This is a genomic window from Streptomyces sp. WG5 (assembly GCF_049974565.1).
GTDB lineage: Bacteria > Actinomycetota > Actinomycetes > Streptomycetales > Streptomycetaceae > Streptomyces.
Genome location: NZ_JBNGGC010000001.1, coordinates 58,413 through 78,014 on the forward strand (window position 1 = coordinate 58,413; position 19,602 = coordinate 78,014).

Here is a 19,602-nt window from a genome sequence, read left to right on the forward strand (position 1 = left end):
CGGCACTACAGTGGGGCGGAAAAGTCAGCGAGCAACAGGGAGCGCATGACGTGCGGCCGGTAGGCAGCAAGTACCTCCTCGAGGAGCCCCTCGGTCGCGGTGCCACGGGCACCGTCTGGCGCGCCCGCCAGCGGGAGACCGCGGGCGCCGAGGCGGCCGTGGCCGGGCAGCCCGGCGAGACCGTCGCGATCAAGGTCCTCAAGGAGGAGCTCGCGAGCGACCCCGACATCGTGATGCGCTTCCTGCGGGAGCGCTCCGTCCTGCTGCGGCTGACCCACCCCAACATCGTCCGGGTCCGCGACCTGGTCGTCGAGGGTGAGCTGCTGGCGCTCGTCATGGACCTCGTCGACGGTCCGGACCTGCACCGCTACCTGCGCGAGAACGGGCCGTTCAGCCCGGTGGCCGCCGCCCTGCTCACCGCGCAGATCGCCGACGCCCTCGGCGCCAGCCACGCGGACGGTGTCGTCCACCGCGACCTGAAGCCGGCCAACGTGCTGCTGAAGCAGGACGGCGGCGAGATGCACCCGATGCTCACCGACTTCGGCATCGCCCGCCTCGCCGACTCGCCCGGCCTCACCCGCACCCACGAGTTCGTCGGCACGCCCGCGTACGTGGCGCCGGAGTCCGCCGAGGGCCGCCCGCAGACCTCCGCCGTCGACGTCTACGGCGCCGGCATCCTGCTGTACGAGCTGGTCACCGGCCGGCCCCCGTTCGGCGGAGGCTCCGCCCTGGAGGTACTGCACCAGCACCTGAGCGCCGAACCGCGCCGCCCCTCGACCGTCCCCGACCCGCTGTGGACGGTCATCGAGCGCTGCCTGCGCAAGAACCCCGACGACCGCCCCAGCGCCGAGAACCTCGCCCGCGGCCTGCGCGTCGTCGCCGAGGGCATCGGCGTGCACGCGAACAGCGCGCAGATCGGCGCCGCCGAGAGCGTGGGCGCGCTGCTCGCGCCCGACCCGGCGCCCGCACAGGTCCCGGGCGCCCCCGGGGCCGCCGACCCGACGCAGGTCCTGCCGCAGAACCCGCCCGGCGCCCACGACCCGAACGGCGCGACCAGCGTCCTGCCGCACGCCGGCAGCACGGCGGGCGCCGCCGACCCCACCGCCGTACTCCCGAACCGCGGCGCGGCCGACCCGACCGCCGTCATGCCCCCGGTGCCGCCGGGGCAGCCGGGCGGGCCGGGGCAGGGGCAGCCCGGTGGGCCCGAGGACCCGCACCCGTGGCAGAACCAGCTGCGCGCCGCCCGCGACCGCAACGAGCAGACGCAGGTCCAGTACCTCGACCCGAACGAGGACCCGCTGCGCCGCCGCCCCCAGCGGCAGGTCTCCCGCCCGCAGCAGCCCCACCAGCCCCCGCAGGGCCCGCCGCCCCAGCAGCCCGGCTACGGCTACCCGCAGCAGCAGCAGCAGCAGCAACAGCCCCAGCGCTACGCCACTCCGCAGCCCCCGCAGCCCCCGCAGCCCCAGCCGCCCCGGCCCCAGCCGCAGCGCTACGCCCCGCCGCCCGCGCCCGAGCCCCAGCCGCCCCGGCGTGAGCCCAGGCCGCCGCGGCAGCGCAGCGCCAACCCCATGCGCATCCCCGGGCTCGGCTGCCTCAAGGGGTGCCTGGTCACGATCGTCATCCTGTTCGTGGCCGGGTGGCTGATCTGGGAGCTGAGCCCGCTGCAGGACTGGATCGGCACGGGCAAGGGCTACTGGGAGCAGCTCACCGACTGGTTCACCACCGCGACCGACTGGATCGGGGAACTGGGCGGCGACAGCGGCTCGGGCGGCGGGTCCTCGACCGGCAACTGAGCCGACGGCGGACCGCGCTCCGCCCGATTCCGGGACGGCCTCCGACGGCGAGTCTGGAGATTTGTCGACACCCAGCGGGTGATTTCCGCCTCCCCTGTGAAGGCCGGCTCCCCGGACGCGTACTTTTAAGCGCAACACGCGTCGGTAGGAGCAGTCTTGGCACGGAAGATCGGCAGCCGGTACACCGCCCACCAGATCCTCGGGCGGGGCAGCGCCGGCACGGTGTGGCTGGGCGAGGGTCCCGAGGGGCCCGTCGCGATCAAGCTGCTGCGCGAGGACCTGGCGTCGGACCAGGAACTCGTCTCGCGCTTCGTGCAGGAGCGCACCGCCCTGCTCGGCCTGGAGCACCCGCACGTCGTCTCCGTGCGCGACCTGGTGGTCGACGGCAACGACCTCGCGCTGGTCATGGACCTGATCCGCGGGACGGATCTGCGCACCCGCCTCGACCGGGAGCGGCGCCTGGCGCCCGAGGCCGCGGTGGCCATCGTCGCCGACGTCGCCGACGGCCTGGCCGCCGCGCACGCCGCCGGGGTCGTGCACCGCGACGTCAAGCCCGAGAACGTGCTGCTCGACATGCGCGGCCCGCTCGGCCCCGGCGGCTCGCACCCGGCCCTGCTGACGGACTTCGGGGTGGCCAAACTCATCGACACCCCGCGGCGCACCCGCGCCACGAAGATCATCGGCACGCCGGACTACCTGGCCCCGGAGATCGTCGAGGGCCTGCCCCCGCGCGCGGCGGTGGACATCTACGCGCTGGCCACGGTGCTGTACGAGCTGCTGGCGGGCTTCACCCCGTTCGGCGGCGGCCACCCCGGCGCGGTGCTGCGCCGCCATGTGACCGAGACGGTCGTCCCCCTCCCCGGCATCCCGGACGAACTGTGGCAGCTTCTCGTGCAGTGCCTCGCCAAGGCGCCCGCCTCCCGGCTGCGCGCCTCCGAGCTGGGCGCCCGGCTGCGCGAGCTGCTGCCGATGCTGGCCGGGATGGGCCCGCTGGACGTGGACGAGCCCGGCGCGGAGCAGGAGGAGGACGCACCCGAGGAGCCCGAGGCGTCCCCCGCGCCCGCCGGGGAGCCGGTACGGCGCAGGGGAGCGGTGCCGCTGGTGCCGGGGCCGAAGCCGGCCGACTCCAACCGGGACACGCACACCTCCATGCGCGTGCCGGCCCCCGACGAGCTGGCCGGCGGCGCCCGCGGTACCGCCCGCGCCCCGCGCGCGTCCGGCGCCCCGCGCCCCGGCTCGGCCCGCAACCGCGCCACCGCGCGCCGCCGCCGGCTGGCCGTCGGCGCGGGCGCGGTCGCCCTGGTGGCGGCGATCGGCGCCGGTACGTGGCTGGCCACGAGCGGTGAGGACGGCGGGGCGGGACCCCAGGACACGAGGAACTCGGCACCGGCCTCGCCGTGAATCCGGTGCCGGGTTCCCCGTGTATCCGGCACCGGCCTCGCCGCGCGCCCGGCGCCGTCCGGCGTGACGCCGGGCACGCCGTTCCGCTACCGACGCGTACCGACCCGGCGAAGGCCGGTTGGCGGAGCCGTTACGCTGGATGCGTGGCAGTCGTCGATGTATCCGAAGAGCTGAAGTCCCTCTCCTCGACCATGGAGTCGATCGAGGCCGTCCTGGACCTCGACAGGCTGAGGGCAGACATCGCCGTGCTCGAGGAGCAGGCGGCCGCGCCCTCCCTGTGGGACGACCCGGAGGCGGCGCAGAAGATCACCAGCAAGCTCTCGCACCTCCAGGCCGAGGTGCGGAAGGCCGAGGTCCTGCGTGGCCGGATCGACGATCTCGCCGTGCTCTTCGAGATGGCCGAGGAGGAGGACGACCCGGACACCCGTGCCGAGGCCGAGTCCGAGCTCACGGCCGTGAAGAAGGCGCTGGACGAGATGGAGGTCCGCACGCTGCTCTCGGGCGAGTACGACGCCCGTGAGGCGCTCGTCAACATCCGCGCCGAGGCCGGTGGCGTGGACGCCGCCGACTTCGCCGAGAAGCTCCAGCGCATGTACCTGCGCTGGGCCGAGCAGCGCGGCTACAAGACCGAGGTCTACGAGACGTCGTACGCGGAGGAGGCCGGCATCAAGTCGACGACCTTCGCCGTGCAGGCGCCGTACGCCTACGGCACGCTCTCCGTCGAGCAGGGCACGCACCGCCTGGTGCGCATCTCGCCGTTCGACAACCAGGGGCGCCGCCAGACCTCCTTCGCGGGCGTCGAGATCCTCCCCGTGGTCGAGCAGACCGACCACATCGAGATCGACGAGTCCGAGCTGCGGGTGGACGTGTACCGCTCGTCCGGGCCCGGCGGCCAGGGCGTCAACACCACCGACTCCGCGGTGCGGCTCACCCACCTCCCCACCGGCATCGTGGTCTCCTGCCAGAACGAGCGCTCGCAGATCCAGAACAAGGCCACCGCCATGAACGTCCTCCAGGCCAAGCTCCTGGAGCGGCGCCGCCAGGAGGAGCAGGCCAAGATGGACGCCCTCAAGGGGGACGGCGGCAACTCCTGGGGCAACCAGATGCGTTCGTACGTGCTGCACCCGTACCAGATGGTCAAGGACCTGCGCACGGAGCACGAAGTGGGCAACCCCGAGTCCGTGTTCAACGGTGAGATCGACGGTTTCCTGGAGGCCGGCATTCGCTGGCGCAAGCAGCAGGAAAAGTAACGCGAAGCCGAAACAGCGTTTTGTCGACAAGGCAACTGCCGCCCTCCCGGCGGCGGTTGCCTTTTGTCTTAGCCGAATCCGCCGGTGATGTCTGGGTTTTACATCACACTCACACCCATTGTGTCCGGCATACATCCCTTACCTGGACATCGCGTACGCAATGGCCTTGACGCCGCTTTGAACATTCGTAAGGGTGAGGCGCGGCATGCGTATTCCTGGGGCGCATGTGAACCGGGGGACCTCAGTACAGCTACCTCCGTCGATCACGGCCCCGAGCGCGGCCTCTCTGACGATCAGCTACTGGGGGTAGCACACACATGATGAAGAAGACGCGGATCCGCGTCGCACGCATTGCAGCCGGCGCCGTGGTCGCCGCGGGTGCGTCGCTGATGGTGACGGGCGTCGCGCAGGCCGACGACGAGAATCCCATCTGTGACATCGTCGTCACTCCGGAATGCGAGGAGGGTGGCGAAACCGAGGAGCCGGGTAACGGCGGTGGCAACACCGAGGAGCCGGGTAACGGTGGTGGCACCGAGGAGCCGGGTAACGGTGGTGGCACCGAGGAGCCGGGTAACGGTGGTGGCACCGAGGAGCCGGGTAACGGCGGCGGTAACACCGAGGAGCCGGGTAACGGCGGCGGTAACACCGAGGAGCCGGGTAACGGCGGTGGCAACACCGAGGGGCCGGGTAACGGCGGTGGCAACACCGAGGGGCCGGGTAACGGCGGCGGTAACACCGAGGGGCCGGGTAACGGCGGCGGTAACGCCGAGGGGCCGGGTAACGGTGGCGGCAACGGAGGTAACGGCGGGGGCAACAACACCACCCCCGACGGTGGCAGCAACAACAACGTCACCCAGAACCAGGGTTCCTCGGCCCTGACCGACACCGGTGAGGCGGCCCAGGTCTCCGACACCGCCGCCCAGGGCAGTGGTGAGGAGCTCGCCGAGACCGGCGCCGCGCAGACCACGTTCCTGCTGGTCGGCGCCGCCACGATGATCGCCGGCGGCATCGGCTTCCGCTTCCTGCCGCGTCTGGTGAACGGCCGCGGCGGCGCTGCCGCCTGACGGTAGTCGCCCGCGTACGCACCGCTTACGCGCGCGAAGGGGCCCGGAGCACACTATGCTCCGGGCCCCTCCTGCCGTCCGGGTCCGAACCCGCGTCCCGAGACCCCCGGGGGCCTCGTGCGGGTATCAGGCGGTCTGGTGGGCCAACAGGGCCACCGCCGCGATCAGCACCGCCAGCAGCGCGACCAGCGTCATCGGGTTCAGCCCCGCGAGGAAGTTCCCCTGCTGCAGCCGCTCGCGGTTCGCCCGGCACACCGGGCACCTGCCCTCACTCACGGGCGCCGCGCAGTTCGCGCACACCAACCGGTCGTACGTCATGCGCTCGCCCTCCTTGCCACCGGCTCCGTCAGGACAACGCCCGCACCGGCGCGAACGTTCCCCCTTCCACTGTGCCAGGTTCCGTGGGGCGCCGCGCGCCCTCCCCCGGGCGGGACCGGGACGCGGGCCCGGCCGCCGGACCGGGTGAGGACAAAACGCGCAACTGATGCGCAACCCCGACCGGTGACTGCGGTCCGCTCCCCGCTTCGCGTATGGTCACGCACATCTACCCCCGGCGACCCGTGGTGCATCCGTGATCCGATTCGACAACGTCTCCAAGGTCTACCCCAAACAAAACCACCCAGCCCTCAGGGATGTCTCCCTGGAGGTCGAGAAGGGCGAGTTCGTCTTCCTCGTGGGGTCCTCCGGCTCCGGAAAGTCCACCTTCCTGCGGCTGGTCCTCCGCGAGGAGCGGTGCAGCCACGGACAGGTGCACGTTCTGGGCAAGGACCTCGCACGCCTGTCCAACTGGAAGGTGCCGCAGATGCGGCGCCAGCTGGGGACGGTGTTCCAGGACTTCCGCCTGCTGCCGAACAAGACGGTCGGTGAGAACGTCGCCTTCGCCCAGGAGGTCATCGGCAAGTCCCGCGGCGAGATCCGCAAGTCCGTGCCGCAGGTGCTCGACCTCGTCGGGCTCGGCGGCAAGGAGGACCGCAGGCCGGGCGAGCTGTCCGGCGGTGAGCAGCAGCGCGTCGCCATCGCGCGCGCCTTCGTCAACCGGCCCAAACTGCTGATCGCCGACGAGCCCACCGGCAACCTCGACCCGCAGACCTCCGTCGGCATCATGAAGCTGCTCGACCGCATCAACCGGACGGGCACCACCGTGATCATGGCGACCCACGACCAGAACATCGTGGACCAGATGCGCAAGCGCGTCATCGAGCTGGAGAAGGGCCGTCTCGTCCGCGACCAGGCACGCGGCGTCTACGGCTACCAGCACTGACGAGGAACGGAAAGGCTTAACGAGACGCCATGCGCGCCCAGTTCGTGCTCTCGGAGATCGGTGTCGGTCTTCGCCGCAATCTGACGATGACCTTCGCCGTCATCGTCTCCGTCGCGCTGTCCCTGGCCCTGTTCGGCGGTTCGCTGCTGATGAGCGACCAGGTCAACACCATGAAGGGCTACTGGTACGACAAGGTCAACGTCACGGTCTACCTCTGCAACAAGAGCGACGCGAAGTCCGACCCCGCCTGTGCCAAGGGCGCGGTGACCGAGGACCAGAAGAAGCAGATCCTCGCCGACCTCGAAGAGCTGTCGGTCGTGGACAAGGTGACGTACGAGTCGCAGGACGAGGCGTACAAGCACTACAAGGACGAGTTCGGCGACTCGCCGCTGGCCAGCTCGCTCACTCCGGACCAGATGCAGGAGTCGTACCGGATCAAGCTGAAGGACCCGGAGAAGTACCAGGTCATCGCGACCGCCTTCGACGGCCGGGACGGCGTGCACTCCGTGGCGGACCAGCGCGCGACCCTGGACAACCTCTTCGAACTCCTCAACGGCATGAACTGGGCGGCGCGCGCGGTGATGGCGCTCATGCTGGTCGTCGCGCTGATGCTGATCGTCAACACGGTGCGCGTCTCGGCGTTCAGCCGGCGGCGTGAGACCGGCATCATGCGGCTGGTCGGCGCCTCCGGCTTCTACATCCAGGCGCCGTTCATCATGGAGGCGGCGGTCGCCGGCCTCATCGGCGGCGTGGTCGCCTGCGGCTTCCTGGTGACCGCGCGGTACTTCATCATCGACCACGGACTCGCCCTGGCCGACAAGCTGGCCCTGATCGACTTCATCGGCTGGGACGCCCTGCTGACGAAGCTGCCGCTCATCCTGGCCACGAGCCTGCTGATGCCCGCGTTGGCCGCGTTCTTCGCGTTGCGCAAGTACCTGAAGGTGTGACACATACCAAGAGGGCCGCACGGGCGAGCGACCGTGCGGCCCTTACGCGTTGTCCTAGACTCACCGGCATGTCAGGTCGTGACCTGTTCTGTCAGCCCCGTCGCACACGCCACGGGGCCGCCCTGACCTTGGTGTTCGCGAGCGTGCTCGTCACCGGCGCGGCCACCGGCTCGCTCCCCGACGCCGACCGGGTGTCCGCGCCGGGCACGGTCCCTCCGGCCGTCCCCGTCGGCCAGCACGGCCGGCACGAGGACGTCGCGCGGGCGGCGGCCGACGCCATGGCCGACGGCAAGTCCCCCGTGGAAGCCGCCGAACGCGCCGTTAGCCGCAGCGGGGACCGTTGGGGGGCCGTCTACTCACCGGGTGAGTACGAGGAGTTGGAGGACGCCCTCGACGGCCGGTACACCGGCGTCGGGCTCTCCGCGCGCCGCGAGCGCGACGGCCGCATCGCGGTGACCCGGGTGCGCTCCGGCTCGCCCGCCGCCGACGCAGGGATCCGCGAGGGCGACCGGCTGCGCAGCGTCGACGGGGAGCGGGTCGACGGGCGCCCCGTCACCGAGGTCGTCTCCATACTGCGCGGCGACGCCGAGGACGAGCCCGCCGGCAGCACCGTCCGGCTCGGCCTGGAACGCGGCACGCGCGCGTGGACCGAGACCGTCCGCCGGGCGCGGCTGTCCACGGACCCCGTGACCGTGCGCACGCTCGCCGACGGCGTCACCGTCGTCAAGGTCGTCTCGTTCACCAAGGGCGTCGGCGAACAGGTGCGCGGCGCCGTGCGGCGGCTGCCGTCCGGCACCGGCGTCGTCCTCGACCTGCGCGGCAATTCCGGCGGCCTGGTCGCCGAGGCCGTCACCGCCGCCTCCGCCTTCCTGGACGGCGGCCTGGTCGCCACGTACGACGTGGACGGCGACCAGCGGGCCCTGCACGCCGAACCCGGCGGCGACACGACCAGACCCCTGGTCGCACTCGTCGACGGCGGCACGATGAGCGCGGCCGAACTCCTCACCGGAGCCCTCCAGGACCGCGGACGGGCGGTCGTCCTGGGCTCCCGCACCTTCGGCAAGGGCTCGGTGCAGATGCCGAGCCGGCTGCCCGGCGGCTCGGTGGCCGAGCTGACCGTCGGGCACTACCGCACCCCCTCGGGCCACGGGGTCGACGGCACCGGCATCACGCCCGACCTGGAGATCGACCCGGCGGACCCGGACGCCCTGGGGCGGGCGCGGACGGTGCTGAGCGGCGTAGGGCGGTAGGACCGGGGCGGCAGGCGGGGGCGGCAGACCGGGGCGGCAGGGTCACCCTCCGTTAATCGGCTTCCCGCGGACCCCCTCCGTAGTGCCAAAATGGGCTGCACTATGGCTAAGGAAAAAGGGCGCAAGCTGATCGCGCAGAACAAGAAGGCGCGGCACGACTACCAGATCCTCGACACGTACGAGGCCGGCCTGGTCCTGTCCGGTACCGAGGTGAAGTCGCTGCGCCAGGGGCGGGCATCGCTGGCCGACGGCTTCGTGCAGCTGGACGGGCACGAGGCGTGGCTGCACAACGTGCACGTGCCGGAGTACAGCCAGGGCACCTGGACCAACCACAGCGCCCGCCGCAAGCGGAAGCTGCTGCTGCACCGCGTGGAGATCGACAAGCTCGAGTCGAAGTCCCAGGAGTCCGGTCACACGATCGTGCCCCTGGCGCTGTACTTCAAGGACGGCCGGGCCAAGATCGAGATCGCGCTGGCGCGCGGCAAGAAGGAGTACGACAAGCGGCAGACGCTCAGGGAGAAGCAGGACCGCCGTGAGGCGGAGCGGACGATCTCGGCGATCCGGCGCAAGCAGCGGGCCTGACTCCCGGGTCCGGACCCCGGGCCGCCCCCGGACGTGCCCCCGGGGAATAGGCTGGCACCCGCGTGCGTTGGTCACGTACGATGGTGAACGCACCCCGAGCGGGTGCGCTGATTGAAAAATCAACATGGGGATGATCGGTTTCGACAGCGGATGTCGAAGCAGGGGAAGCGTGTCGAGGAAGCGGCCATGATCTCGTAAACCACAGGCCGAAAAAAATAATCGCCAACACCAAGCGCGATTCCTCCCAGCAGGCCTTCGCCCTCGCTGCCTGATCTCAGGTAGCAGAGCGAGCCTCCTACTCAAGGGAGTGTCAGCCCGGGGCTGTTCCCGACCCGGATCCTGGCATCAGCTAGGGGACTAAACCTTGATCCCGGTCACGGGGTGAAGAGGGAAACCACACAGTGACTGAGCCCGTCGGAGACTTGTCCGCGTGATCTCCGGGGCTGAGAAAATCGAAGCGGACTGCACACGGAGAAGCCCTGGTTCCGCACCGTTGGACGCGGGTTCGATTCCCGCCATCTCCACAGTTCCCATGTGGGCGAAGGCCCCGCCGCTCCGCGCGGCGGGGCCTTCGTCATGCCCGCGGCCGTCCCGCCGAGCCCCGAGCCGGGGCCAGGGCGAGCAGCAGGGCCACCGCGGCCGCCGTGACCGGTACGCCGTAGGCGGCCGTGGGGGAGGCGTGCTCCACCGTCCAGCCGCCCGCCGCACTGCCGCAGGCGATGCCGCCGAGCAGGCCGGTCACCGCGAGGGTCATGCCCTCGTTCAGGCGGCCCTCCGGGGTGCGGTGCTGGACCAGCGTCATGGTGGTGACCATCGTCGGGGCCGTCGCCATCCCGGCGACGAGCAGCGTCAGCGCCAGCAGCGGCAGGGAGCCGGTGAGGGACGCCGCGAGCAGCGGCAGCGTCAGCAGCGCCGTCATCGCCGCGACACACCACGGCAGGCGGCGCTCGGCCGGCCCGGCCGGCTTCAGCGCGCCGTACAGCAGACCCGCCGCGCAGGAACCGGCCGCCTGCAGCGCGAGGACCACACCGGCCGCCGCACGATGTCCCTGTGCGTCCGCGAACGCGATCGTGACGACCTCCATCGCCCCGAACACCCCGCCCATCGCCAGGCACACGACCAGCAGCGGCGGGATGCCCGGGACACGGAAGGGGGCCTTCGCCGTCGGGCGCGGCCGGGCCGGCGGCTCGGTCGAACGCTGGGCGGTGAAGAGCAGCATGCCGCTCACCAGCAGCACCACCCCGACGAGCGTGCCCGCCTCCGGGAACAACGCCGTGCACAGGAAGGCCGCGAGAACCGGGCCGAGCATGAAGCACAGCTCGTCTGCGGCCTGTTCGAAGGAGTTCGCCGTGTGGAGGGCGTCGGCGACCCTGCTGTCCCTCCCGTCCCGCCCGTCCCGCCCGTCCTTCCCGTCCTTCCCGTCCTTCCGGTCACTGCGGTCGCCACCGGCGCCCGTGCCGGCCTCGCCGTCCTTCAGCAGGTGGGCCCAGCGGGCGCGGGCCATGCCGCCGGTGTTGGGCGTCGTCGCGGTGGCGGCGTACGCGGCGAACAGCGTCCAGGCGGGCGCGCCGTACCGCACGCACAGCAGCAGGGCGAGCGAGCCCAGTGCGGCGACCAGGGTGGCGGGCACGGCCACCCGGGCCTGGCCGTGCCGGTCCACGAGCCGAGCGGTCCACGGGGCGACCAGCGCCGTGGCCGCCAGCCCCGTCGCGGTGACGGCACCCGCGAGGGCGTACGAACCGCGGGTGTCCGCGATCATCACGACCGCGCTCACGCTGAACATGCCCATGGGCAGCCGCGCCATGAGATTCCCGACCGTGAACGCCCGGGCGCCGGGTATGGCCAGGAGCCGCCGGTACGGGCCGGGCGGCCGGCGCCGGGTGCGCGGGCGGAAGTCGGCGGTGACGAGGGTGTCGGCGGTGACGGCGGTGACGGCGGTGACGGTGGACTGCGGGGACGGGCGTTCGTAGGTCGGTTGCGGCATGCCCTTACCGTCGCCCGGGGGCGATCGAGGGGTCCAACACCTTCTCCGCACCCGTTCACGCACCCCCGTTGTAAATTCGCCGGATGCCCACACCCGCCCACCTCGACCCCCGCCTCCTGCGCGGCTTCGTCACCGTCGCCGACGAACTGCACTTCACCCGCGCCGCCGCCCGCCTGTACGTCGCCCAGCAGGCGCTCAGCCGGGACGTGCGGCGCCTGGAACGGGAGCTGGGCGCCGAGCTGTTCGTCCGGACCACCCGGCAGGTGACCCTGACGGCCGACGGCGAGCGGCTGCTGCCGTACGCCCGCCGCGTCCTCCAGGCGCAGGACGACCTCCTGGCCGCCTTCGGGCAGGCCCGCCCGCTGCTGGTCGATCTCAACTCCCCGGGACTCGTCACCGGCCGCCTGGTCCTGGAACGGGCCCGCGAACTCGCGCCCGAGCAGGAGCTGATGGCGCGATACGAGAGCGGGCTGACGGGCGCCGCCGCCGAACTGCTCGCGGGCCGCGTCGACGCGTCGTTCGGCCGGTTCGCCGGCCTCGCCCCGGCGCTGCGGGCGGGCCTCGGCCAGCAACCGGTCCGCTACGAGCCCATGGCGGTGGTGCTGCCCGAGGACCACCCGCTGGCCCGGCTGACGGAGGTGCCGCTCGCCGCGCTGGAGGGCGAGACCGTGTACGCCGGGGCCGGCAATCCGCGGACGCCGGAGTGGACGGACCTGGCGCACCGCCTGTTCGAGGGGCGCGGCATCGAGGTGGCGGCACCCGCTCCGCTGGCGGTGGGGGAGGAGGAGTTCCAGCGGCTCATGGACAGGGCGAGCACCCCGATCCTCGCCGTGGTGGGCTTTCCGGCCATCGGGTCGACCGTGGTGCGCCCGCTCGTCGACCCCGTACCGCTGTCGCCGGTCTCGCTGGTCTGGCGAAGGGGGCTGGTGCACCCCGCGTTGGGCGCGCTGCGCCGGGCGGCGTCCCAGGTTGCGGCCGAAAACGGCTGGCTCCGCAGACCCGAGGGAGGATGGATTCCGGCAGCCGACGCCGCCTTGATGTCCGTTCACGACTGACACGCGGCAACCACGCGTCCTCCGCGTGCGCTACATTCTTCGCCTGAGCACGGTGTGGTACAGGGGGCGCCCCGACCTGGTGGGTTCGGTTCGGCCGACAGGTGCTCGGAGTCGTACGCGCACCCCGAAGTGGCCCGTGGGGGGAGTGCGTGCGCGTGAAGAAATGGCAAAAAAACGCCCAACCGGAGGGGGCCGAGGCCGTGTCCGGAATGCGTGATCTCCCAGAGGCGAAACAGGATGCTGACGTCACCGAGGTGTTTCCGGCGACCAGGGACTTCCCGGTGACCGGGCAGCCCCCGACGACCGGAGCGTCGTCCTCCCGGCCCGCCCGGCCCGCCCGGCCCACGCCGTCCGGCGACTCCGGCACCTCTGGCGACTCCGCGGGGGCCGCCGGTTCCGAGGCAGGGTGGTTCGGGAGCGCGGGCGCCGCCGGACCGGACAGCGCGCGTGACGCCGCGGCCCAGCCGTCGCCGGACGCCACCGAGACCCGGCTCCTCGACCCCTTGACGAACGCCGGCGCCGCCGGGACCGGGGTTCCCGGGGCACGAATAGTCCGGCAGCGAATAGACGGCGACCCGGTGAGCGGAGAACGCCCGAGCCGGGACCGAGGCCGCGAACCGATGATCCCAGGACGGATAACCTGGGGCGGGACGAATCCGGCTGGTACGAATCCGGCCGGTACGAATCCGGCCGGTACGAATCCGGCCGGTACGAACCCGGCCGGTACGAACCCGCCGGGTACGGATCCGGTCGGGACCGCCGCGACCGGCGCCGGCCAGAACAGCGCCGGCCAGCACGGCACCGGCCCGGACGCCGACAAGACGGACATCCTCCCCTCGGCCACCTCGGCCACCTCGGCCACCTCGGCCACTCAGTTCTCCAAGGCCCCCCCGGCCCCCCAGTTCTCCAAGGCCTCCCCGGCCGCCCCGACCCGCGCCTTCCCCACGACCGCGCCCGGCCCCGCCACCTCCGTCCTTCGCGACCCCTGGCAGGACACCCCGGACGCCGTCCCCGACGCAGGCGCAGGCGCCGTCCCCGACGCCGGCGGCCTCACCCACGACCCGCACGAGGTGACGGTCCAGCTCGACGCCGTCCAGCTCAGTGACGGCGTGATCCGCAGGGTCGACGCAGGGGACCGCGAGAGCGGCCCGGAGAGCTCCGACGGTCCGGTCTTCGTCGACGCGTCGGGACGCCGCAGCCGCCTGTACCGCCGTCTCGGCATCGCCGTCGGCGTCGCCTGCGCGGTCTACGCCGTCGTCATCGTCTCCACGCTGCTGTCCGGCAACTCCAACGCGCCGTGGCTGCCCGTGGAGGGCCAGCAGAAGGACAAGCCGGCCGGCCAGGTCGACACCACCCCGCTGCCCTCGCAGTCGGCGCAGCCCTCCGGCACGGGCAGCGCCGCCCCGCGGACCGGCGCTTCGGCCGGCACCGGCACGACGCCGGCACCGGGTGCCGACGGCCCCGCGCCCGGCACGTCCGGCACCGCGCTGGAGCCCGGCATCAGCGTCGGCCCCGAGCCCTCGGCGACCGAGGGCGACACGCTGCCGGGCGGCGGCGCGACCGCCCCGGACCCGGGCCTGGACCCGACGCCGTCGACGCAGGTGCCGCCCCCCGGCACCGCGGACCCGTCGACGCCGACGGACGGCGGCGAAACCCCGGTCGAGCCGACCCAGCCCCCGGACCCCACCACGGGCACCGGCCCCGGTGCCGACGGTACGGCCGTCAACGGCGCGAGCGGTCCCCTCTCCGCCGCCGGACCCGCCGACCGGCAGGTCACCGCCGCCGGTCCGGGCCACACCTCCACGTCCCCTTCCCTGTCCCCGGAGAACACCCTCTGATGGCATCCCGCACCCGCCGTCAAGGGGCCGCGCGCAGCGCCCGTGAGGGCTCCCGGCGCCGCCGCCTGCCCCTGCGTCTGCTGCTTCCGCTGCTCGTCCTGGTCGCCCTGGCGGCGATGCTCATGCTGCGCGGATACGTGCACAGCGAGATCCTCGCCGACCACCGCGTCCAGCCGCCCGCCGCCACCGACCAGGTGCCGGAGAAGATCCTCGAGGGCGGCCCGGTCATCGACGCCCGCGGCGGCCGCACCGAGAGCCTGAGCGTGCCCGACCACCGCCTGGTCCTCACGTTCGACGACGGCCCGGACCCGACCTGGACGCCGAAGGTGCTGGACGTGCTGAAGAAGCACGACGCGCACGGGGTCTTCTTCGTCACCGGCACCATGGCCTCCCGCTACCCCGACCTCGTCAAGCGCATGGTCGACGAGGGCCACGAGGTCGGCCTGCACACGTTCAACCACCCCGACCTCTCCTTCCAGTCCAAGAAGCGCATCGACTGGGAGCTGTCGCAGAACCAGCTGGCGATCACCGGCGCGGCCGGGATCCGCACCTCGCTCTTCCGCCCGCCGTACTCCTCCTTCGCCGACGCCATGGACAACAAGTCCTGGCCCGTCACCGAGTACATCGGCAGCCGCGGCTACATCACCGTCGTCAACAACACCGACAGCGAGGACTGGCAGCGGCCCGGCGTCGACGAGATCATCCGCCGCGCCACGCCCAAGGACGGCAAGGGCGCCATCGTCCTGATGCACGACTCGGGCGGTGACCGCAGCCAGACCGTCGCGGCGCTGGACAGGTTCCTGCCCGACCTGCAGAAGAAGGGCTACGAGTTCGACAACCTCACCGAGGCCCTGGACGCGCCCAGCGCGATGACCCCGGTGACCGGCGCCGAACTCTGGAAGGGCAAGGCATGGATCTTCCTCGTCCAGGCCTCGGAGAAGATCACCGACGGCCTGGTGGTGGGCCTGGCGGTCATCGGCACGCTGGTCATCGGCCGTTTCGTGCTGATGCTGCTCCTCTCCGGCTTCCACGCCCGCCGGGTCCGCCGCAAGGGCTTCAGCTGGGGCCCGCCGGTGACCGAACCGGTGACGGTGCTGGTCCCGGCGTACAACGAGGCCAAGTGCATCGAGAACACCGTCCTCTCCCTGATGTCCAGCGACCACCCGGTCGAGGTCATCGTCATCGACGACGGCTCCACCGACGGCACCGCGCGGATCGTCGAGGCCATGGGCCTGCCGGGCGTCCGGGTGATCCGCCAGCTCAACGCGGGCAAGCCGGCCGCGCTGAACCGGGGCCTCGCCAACGCCAGCCACGACATCGTCGTGATGATGGACGGCGACACCGTCTTCGAACCCTCCACCGTCCGCGAACTCGTCCAGCCCTTCGGCGACCCGAAGGTCGGCGCCGTGGCCGGCAACGCGAAGGTCGGCAACAAGGACAGCCTCATCGGCGCCTGGCAGCACATCGAGTACGTGATGGGCTTCAACCTGGACCGCCGGATGTACGACATCCTCGGCTGCATGCCGACCATCCCCGGTGCCGTGGGCGCCTTCCGGCGCTCGGCGCTGGCCCCGATCGGCGGCATGAGCGACGACACCCTCGCCGAGGACACCGACGTCACCATGGCGCTGCACCGCGCCGGCTGGCGCGTGGTCTACGCCGAGAACGCCCGTGCCTGGACCGAGGCGCCCGAGACCGTCCAGCAGCTGTGGTCCCAGCGCTACCGCTGGTCCTACGGCACCATGCAGGCCATCTGGAAGCACCGCCGCGCGCTGATCGACAAGGGCCCCTCGGGCCGTTTCGGCCGCGTCGGCCTGCCGTTCGTCTCCCTCTTCATGGTCCTGGCCCCGCTGCTGGCCCCGCTGATCGACGTCTTCCTGCTCTATGGCATCGTCTTCGGCCCCACGCAGAAGACGATCATGGCGTGGCTGGGCGTCCTGGCCCTCCAGGCGGTCTGCGCGGCGTACGCCTTCCGCCTCGACCGTGAACGCATGACCCACCTGATCTCGCTGCCGCTGCAGCAGATCCTCTACCGCCAGCTCATGTACGTGGTGCTGCTCCAGTCCTGGATCACCGCGCTCACCGGCGGCCGGCTGCGCTGGCAGAAGCTCCGGCGCACCGGCGTGGTCGGGGCGCCCGGCGGCTCCGTGCCGCAGCAGCCTTCGCAGAGCAGCGATGATCGGAGGCCCGTGGCATGACCCACGGATACACGACCGGTACGGGTACGAACCCGGAGCCGGCCGGCCCGTACGGCTCCCCGTACGCGGGTGACCCGAACGGGGCCGCGGGAGTGCCGTACCCCGTCCCGCGGCAGCGCACGACGGCGCCCGCGCCCCCAGCGGAGCCCGCTCCCGCCCCGGCCGCCCCGGCTGCCAGGAAACCGGGCCGCGACCGGTACCTGGACCTGCTGCGCTCCATCGCCCTGGTCCGCGTCGTGGTGTACCACCTCTTCGGCTGGGCCTGGCTGTCGGTGCTGTTCCCGTCGATGGGCGTGATGTTCGCGCTGGCGGGGTCGCTGATGGCGCGTTCGCTGAAGCGTCCGGCGATGGGCGTGATCCGCGGGCGCGTGCGCCGGCTCCTGCCGCCGATGTGGGCGTTCGCCGCGGTCGTGCTGACGATGATGTTCGTGAACGGCTGGAAGCCCACGGAGGACCCGGAGGGCGCTGCCTGGGGCCTGGTCGAGCTGTTCAACTACATCGTCCCGATCGGCGCCCCGCCCTACCCGTGGCACGTCGGCTCCCCGTCCGGCCTGCTGGAGGACACCTGGGCGGTACAGGCCGCGGGCCCGCTCTGGTACCTGCGCGCCTACCTGTGGTTCGTCATCGCCTCCCCGCTGCTGCTGTGGCTGTTCCGCAAGGCCCCCTGGCCGACGATGCTCGCGCCGCTCGGCCTGACGGCGATCGTCGGCACCGGAGTGGTGACCATCCCCGGCGAGACGGGCCTCGCGATCACCGACTTCGCGGTCTACGGCGGCTGCTGGGTCCTGGGCTTCGCCCACCAGGAGGGCCTGCTGAAGCAGATCCCGCGGTACATCTCCGTGTCCTGCGCGTCCCTGGTGATGGCCTTCGGCCTGTGGTGGGCCTCCGACCACCTGGGCCCCGACGGCTGGGACCTCAACGACATCCCGCTGGCCCAGGCGACCTGGTCGTTCGGTTTCGTCGTGATCCTGCTCCAGTACTCCCCGTCGTGGCAGGAGCTCCCCGGGCGGCTGGCGAAGTGGGACAAGCTGATCACCCTCTCCAACAACCGCGCGGTCACCATCTACCTGTGGCACAACCTGCTGATCATGGCGACGGTCCCGATCATCGACCTGGCCTACCGGCTCCCGTTCATGCAGAACGAGCGGGCGATGAACGCCCTCGACGGCGCGTACACCCTCTGGATGTTCGCCCTCGTCTGGCCGCTCATCGGCCTGATGGTCCTCGCGGTCGGGTGGGTCGAGGACCTCGCGGCGAAGCGGAAGCCACGGCTGTGGCCGAACGGCGCGAAGCGCTCGTGACGGGATCTTGCCGAGGGGGCCCGGGCCGGGCGTGACCGACGTGGTGACCTGGCAGGAGGCCGGGGGTCTTCGCGCGGCTCCACCGCCTTCTGCCGGCCGAGCCGGACACGGCCGGTCCATCAGGCGACCATGGCCCACGCCCCTCAGCGCGGGTTCTCAGCCCGGCTGCCTGATGCTCTCGATGATGCGGGCGAAGCCCTCCTCTCCACGGCCTGCGTCGATCTGACGTTGGATGAGCCGCTGGACCATGGTGACCACCTCGGTGCCGATGCCCTGGTCGGCACTGGCGGCCAGGATGTCACCGAGGTCGGAGAACCGGAGGCTCTGTTGACCTTCGACGGTGTAGTCCCCGCCGTCGATGACCGCGGCGAAGCCCTCGAAGGCGCCGGTCATGGCGGTCAGCCAGGGTGCGGCGTGCGCGGCGAACTCGCCCGCCGTCACGCCGGCCGGGGTGACCATGGCGGCGCCGTGCATGAATCCGGCGAACATGACGTACATGCCCGCGAGCAGGGCGAGGTCGTACAGGGACGCCAGCCCGGCATCCTCACCGAAGTAGGTGCTGGTTCCCCACAGGTCGAGCAGCGGCCTGTACTGATGGAAGACATCGGCCGATCCGCTGTAGAGGATCGATGCCCCGGGCCGGCCGATCATGTCCGGTACGGCCATGATGCCGCCGTCCAGATACGCGACTCCGGCTTGGGCGGCCCAGTCGGCCAACTCCCGTGACTGAGCGGGTGACGTCGTCGTCACGTTGACCAGGGTGCGTCCGGCCAGCTCGTCGGAGAGCGGATCGAGTACCTCACGGACCGACGCGTGGTCCAGCAGGCATGCGATCACCACGCGGCCGGCCCGGACCGCGTCGGCGGCCGTGTCGGCGGCCTTGGCGCCCTGCGCGACGAGGTCGTCCGCCTTCCCCGGTGAGCGGTTCCAGCACGTGGTCGCGTAGCCGGCCTTCACCAGGGCACGCGCGAGAGCGCTGCCCATGGCCCCCAGCCCGAGAACAGTCACCTGGACGCTGTCGTCGGTTGTCATTCTGGTGCTCCCCCTCATGCTTCGTCCTTCGGCTTTCGTCCTTCGGCTCGATCCTCCCCGCGGCCAGTAAGGTTGACCAGTACGGACTAATTAGTTGGGTACTCACCCGTGAGTAAGTGCCTCTTGGAGGGCGGATGCCAACCGCAGCGCGACGAGGTCCCTACTTCTGCGGCATCGACGCGGCGATGGACGTAGTCGCCGGCAAGTGGAAGTCGCTCATCCTCTGGGAGCTCCACCACTACGGAACCCGCCGGTTCGCCGAGCTTCGCCGCGGTCTGCCCGGTGTCAGCGAGAAGATGCTGATCCAGCATCTGCGGGAAATGGAAGAAGACGGGCTCGTGCGCCGTGAGGTGTACCCCGAGGTGCCTCCGAAGGTCGAGTACTCCTTGACGGAACACGGCGTCACACTCAACGCGGCCCTGGCCGCCCTGGGAGAATGGGGCACCGAACGCATGCGGCGGATCGGGGCCGAAAGGATCTCCGGCGACCTCGCCGCGACGGCCCGGCGGTAGAAGCGGACGGACCGGATCGCGGATACCGGTCTCCCGGTGATCACGGCGCGTCGCGACTCCGTGATCGCCGAAGCGTACGCCCAGCCGCAGCCGCAGCCGCAGCCGCTGCAGCCGCCACAGCCGCCGTCCCCGGC

Annotated in this window: 16 protein-coding genes and 1 other RNA gene; 14 read left to right on the forward strand and 3 right to left on the reverse strand. The window is 71.8% G+C overall.

The features are described 5' to 3' along the window. Positions 1–50: 50 nt before the first annotated feature. The 4 genes from ACP4IX_RS00200 to ACP4IX_RS00215 all read left to right on the forward strand — a co-directional run bounded on the left by ACP4IX_RS00200 (position 51) and on the right by ACP4IX_RS00215 (position 5,508). Positions 51–1,793 (forward strand): serine/threonine-protein kinase, encoded by a 1,743-nt coding sequence (locus tag ACP4IX_RS00200; RefSeq protein WP_426554386.1) that lies wholly within the window; start codon positions 51–53, stop codon positions 1,791–1,793. Between the two features lie 156 nt (positions 1,794–1,949). Continuing rightward, positions 1,950–3,194, forward strand: a complete 1,245-nt coding sequence (locus tag ACP4IX_RS00205; protein WP_426516606.1) for a serine/threonine-protein kinase — start codon at positions 1,950–1,952, stop codon at positions 3,192–3,194. Positions 3,195–3,337: 143 nt separating this feature from the next. Continuing rightward, on the forward strand, positions 3,338–4,444 hold the full coding sequence (prfB, locus tag ACP4IX_RS00210) for a peptide chain release factor 2 (protein WP_426516608.1): 1,107 nt from the start codon (positions 3,338–3,340) through the stop codon (positions 4,442–4,444). 317 nt (positions 4,445–4,761) lie between these two features. Further along, positions 4,762–5,508, forward strand: coding sequence for a hypothetical protein (locus ACP4IX_RS00215; protein WP_426516610.1), 747 nt, complete (start codon positions 4,762–4,764; stop codon positions 5,506–5,508). Between the two features lie 126 nt (positions 5,509–5,634). Here ACP4IX_RS00215 and ACP4IX_RS00220 read toward each other — a convergent pair whose 3' ends face one another. Then, on the reverse strand, positions 5,635–5,826 hold the full coding sequence (locus ACP4IX_RS00220) for a hypothetical protein (RefSeq protein WP_426516612.1): 192 nt from the start codon (positions 5,824–5,826) through the stop codon (positions 5,635–5,637). Between the two features lie 253 nt (positions 5,827–6,079). Between ACP4IX_RS00220 and ftsE the strand changes: the two genes are divergently transcribed. The 5 genes from ftsE (at position 6,080) to ssrA (ending at position 10,075) form a co-directional block, all read left to right on the forward strand. Further along, positions 6,080–6,769, forward strand: coding sequence for a cell division ATP-binding protein FtsE (gene ftsE, locus ACP4IX_RS00225; RefSeq protein WP_053131878.1), 690 nt, complete (start codon positions 6,080–6,082; stop codon positions 6,767–6,769). A gap of 29 nt (positions 6,770–6,798) precedes the next feature. After that, positions 6,799–7,716 (forward strand): permease-like cell division protein FtsX, encoded by a 918-nt coding sequence (gene ftsX / locus ACP4IX_RS00230; RefSeq protein ID WP_426516615.1) that lies wholly within the window; start codon positions 6,799–6,801, stop codon positions 7,714–7,716. 68 nt (positions 7,717–7,784) lie between these two features. Next, positions 7,785–8,966 carry a S41 family peptidase gene (locus tag ACP4IX_RS00235; RefSeq protein ID WP_426516617.1) on the forward strand — a complete coding sequence of 394 codons (1,182 nt, stop codon included), beginning with the start codon at positions 7,785–7,787 and terminating at the stop codon, positions 8,964–8,966. A gap of 102 nt (positions 8,967–9,068) precedes the next feature. Continuing rightward, positions 9,069–9,548: an SsrA-binding protein SmpB gene (gene smpB, locus ACP4IX_RS00240; RefSeq protein WP_426516619.1), complete on the forward strand. Its 480-nt coding sequence runs from the start codon at positions 9,069–9,071 to the stop codon at positions 9,546–9,548. 126 nt (positions 9,549–9,674) lie between these two features. Continuing rightward, positions 9,675–10,075, forward strand: a transfer-messenger RNA (tmRNA) gene (ssrA, locus tag ACP4IX_RS00245). Positions 10,076–10,122: 47 nt separating this feature from the next. Here the strand turns inward: ssrA and ACP4IX_RS00250 are convergent. Then, positions 10,123–11,532 carry an MFS transporter gene (locus ACP4IX_RS00250; RefSeq protein ID WP_426554387.1) on the reverse strand — a complete coding sequence of 470 codons (1,410 nt, stop codon included), beginning with the start codon at positions 11,530–11,532 and terminating at the stop codon, positions 10,123–10,125. Between the two features lie 83 nt (positions 11,533–11,615). Between ACP4IX_RS00250 and ACP4IX_RS00255 the strand changes: the two genes are divergently transcribed. From ACP4IX_RS00255 to ACP4IX_RS00270, 4 genes are all read left to right on the forward strand, one after another. Next, positions 11,616–12,587: a LysR family transcriptional regulator gene (locus ACP4IX_RS00255; protein ID WP_426554388.1), complete on the forward strand. Its 972-nt coding sequence runs from the start codon at positions 11,616–11,618 to the stop codon at positions 12,585–12,587. Between the two features lie 620 nt (positions 12,588–13,207). Continuing rightward, on the forward strand, positions 13,208–14,425 hold the full coding sequence (locus ACP4IX_RS00260) for a hypothetical protein (RefSeq protein WP_426554390.1): 1,218 nt from the start codon (positions 13,208–13,210) through the stop codon (positions 14,423–14,425). Further along, complete coding sequence (locus ACP4IX_RS00265; RefSeq protein ID WP_426554391.1) at positions 14,425–16,623, forward strand: polysaccharide deacetylase family protein; 2,199 nt, start codon at positions 14,425–14,427, stop codon at positions 16,621–16,623. Before ACP4IX_RS00260 ends, ACP4IX_RS00265 begins: the two co-directional genes overlap by 1 nt. Beyond that, positions 16,620–17,924, forward strand: coding sequence for an acyltransferase family protein (locus ACP4IX_RS00270; protein ID WP_426554392.1), 1,305 nt, complete (start codon positions 16,620–16,622; stop codon positions 17,922–17,924). The genes ACP4IX_RS00265 and ACP4IX_RS00270 overlap by 4 nt, the downstream gene beginning before the upstream one ends. 156 nt (positions 17,925–18,080) lie before the next feature. Here the strand turns inward: ACP4IX_RS00270 and ACP4IX_RS00275 are convergent, their stop codons facing one another. Then, complete coding sequence (locus ACP4IX_RS00275) at positions 18,081–18,956, reverse strand: NAD(P)-dependent oxidoreductase (RefSeq protein ID WP_426516631.1); 876 nt, start codon at positions 18,954–18,956, stop codon at positions 18,081–18,083. Between the two features lie 134 nt (positions 18,957–19,090). On the opposite strand from ACP4IX_RS00275, the gene ACP4IX_RS00280 reads away from it, so the two are divergent. Continuing rightward, positions 19,091–19,468 carry a winged helix-turn-helix transcriptional regulator gene (locus tag ACP4IX_RS00280; protein WP_426554393.1) on the forward strand — a complete coding sequence of 126 codons (378 nt, stop codon included), beginning with the start codon at positions 19,091–19,093 and terminating at the stop codon, positions 19,466–19,468. The last annotated feature ends 134 nt before the right edge of the window (positions 19,469–19,602 follow it).

What these genes read in the sequence shown, in the direction of transcription:
- ACP4IX_RS00215 (WP_426516610.1), top strand. Translation starts at nt 4,762, where the DNA reads ATGATGAAGAAGACGCGGATCCGCGTCGCACGCATTGCAGCCGGCGCC.
- ACP4IX_RS00220 (WP_426516612.1), bottom strand. Translation starts at nt 5,826, where the DNA reads ATGACGTACGACCGGTTGGTGTGCGCGAACTGCGCGGCGCCCGTGAGT.
- ftsX (WP_426516615.1), top strand. Translation starts at nt 6,799, where the DNA reads ATGCGCGCCCAGTTCGTGCTCTCGGAGATCGGTGTCGGTCTTCGCCGC.
- ACP4IX_RS00235 (WP_426516617.1), top strand. Translation starts at nt 7,785, where the DNA reads ATGTCAGGTCGTGACCTGTTCTGTCAGCCCCGTCGCACACGCCACGGG.
- smpB (WP_426516619.1), top strand. Translation starts at nt 9,069, where the DNA reads ATGGCTAAGGAAAAAGGGCGCAAGCTGATCGCGCAGAACAAGAAGGCG.
- ACP4IX_RS00250 (WP_426554387.1), bottom strand. Translation starts at nt 11,532, where the DNA reads ATGCCGCAACCGACCTACGAACGCCCGTCCCCGCAGTCCACCGTCACC.
- ACP4IX_RS00255 (WP_426554388.1), top strand. Translation starts at nt 11,616, where the DNA reads ATGCCCACACCCGCCCACCTCGACCCCCGCCTCCTGCGCGGCTTCGTC.
- ACP4IX_RS00260 (WP_426554390.1), top strand. Translation starts at nt 13,208, where the DNA reads ATGATCCCAGGACGGATAACCTGGGGCGGGACGAATCCGGCTGGTACG.
- ACP4IX_RS00265 (WP_426554391.1), top strand. Translation starts at nt 14,425, where the DNA reads ATGGCATCCCGCACCCGCCGTCAAGGGGCCGCGCGCAGCGCCCGTGAG.
- ACP4IX_RS00270 (WP_426554392.1), top strand. Translation starts at nt 16,620, where the DNA reads ATGACCCACGGATACACGACCGGTACGGGTACGAACCCGGAGCCGGCC.
- ACP4IX_RS00275 (WP_426516631.1), bottom strand. Translation starts at nt 18,956, where the DNA reads ATGACAACCGACGACAGCGTCCAGGTGACTGTTCTCGGGCTGGGGGCC.
- ACP4IX_RS00280 (WP_426554393.1), top strand. Translation starts at nt 19,091, where the DNA reads ATGCCAACCGCAGCGCGACGAGGTCCCTACTTCTGCGGCATCGACGCG.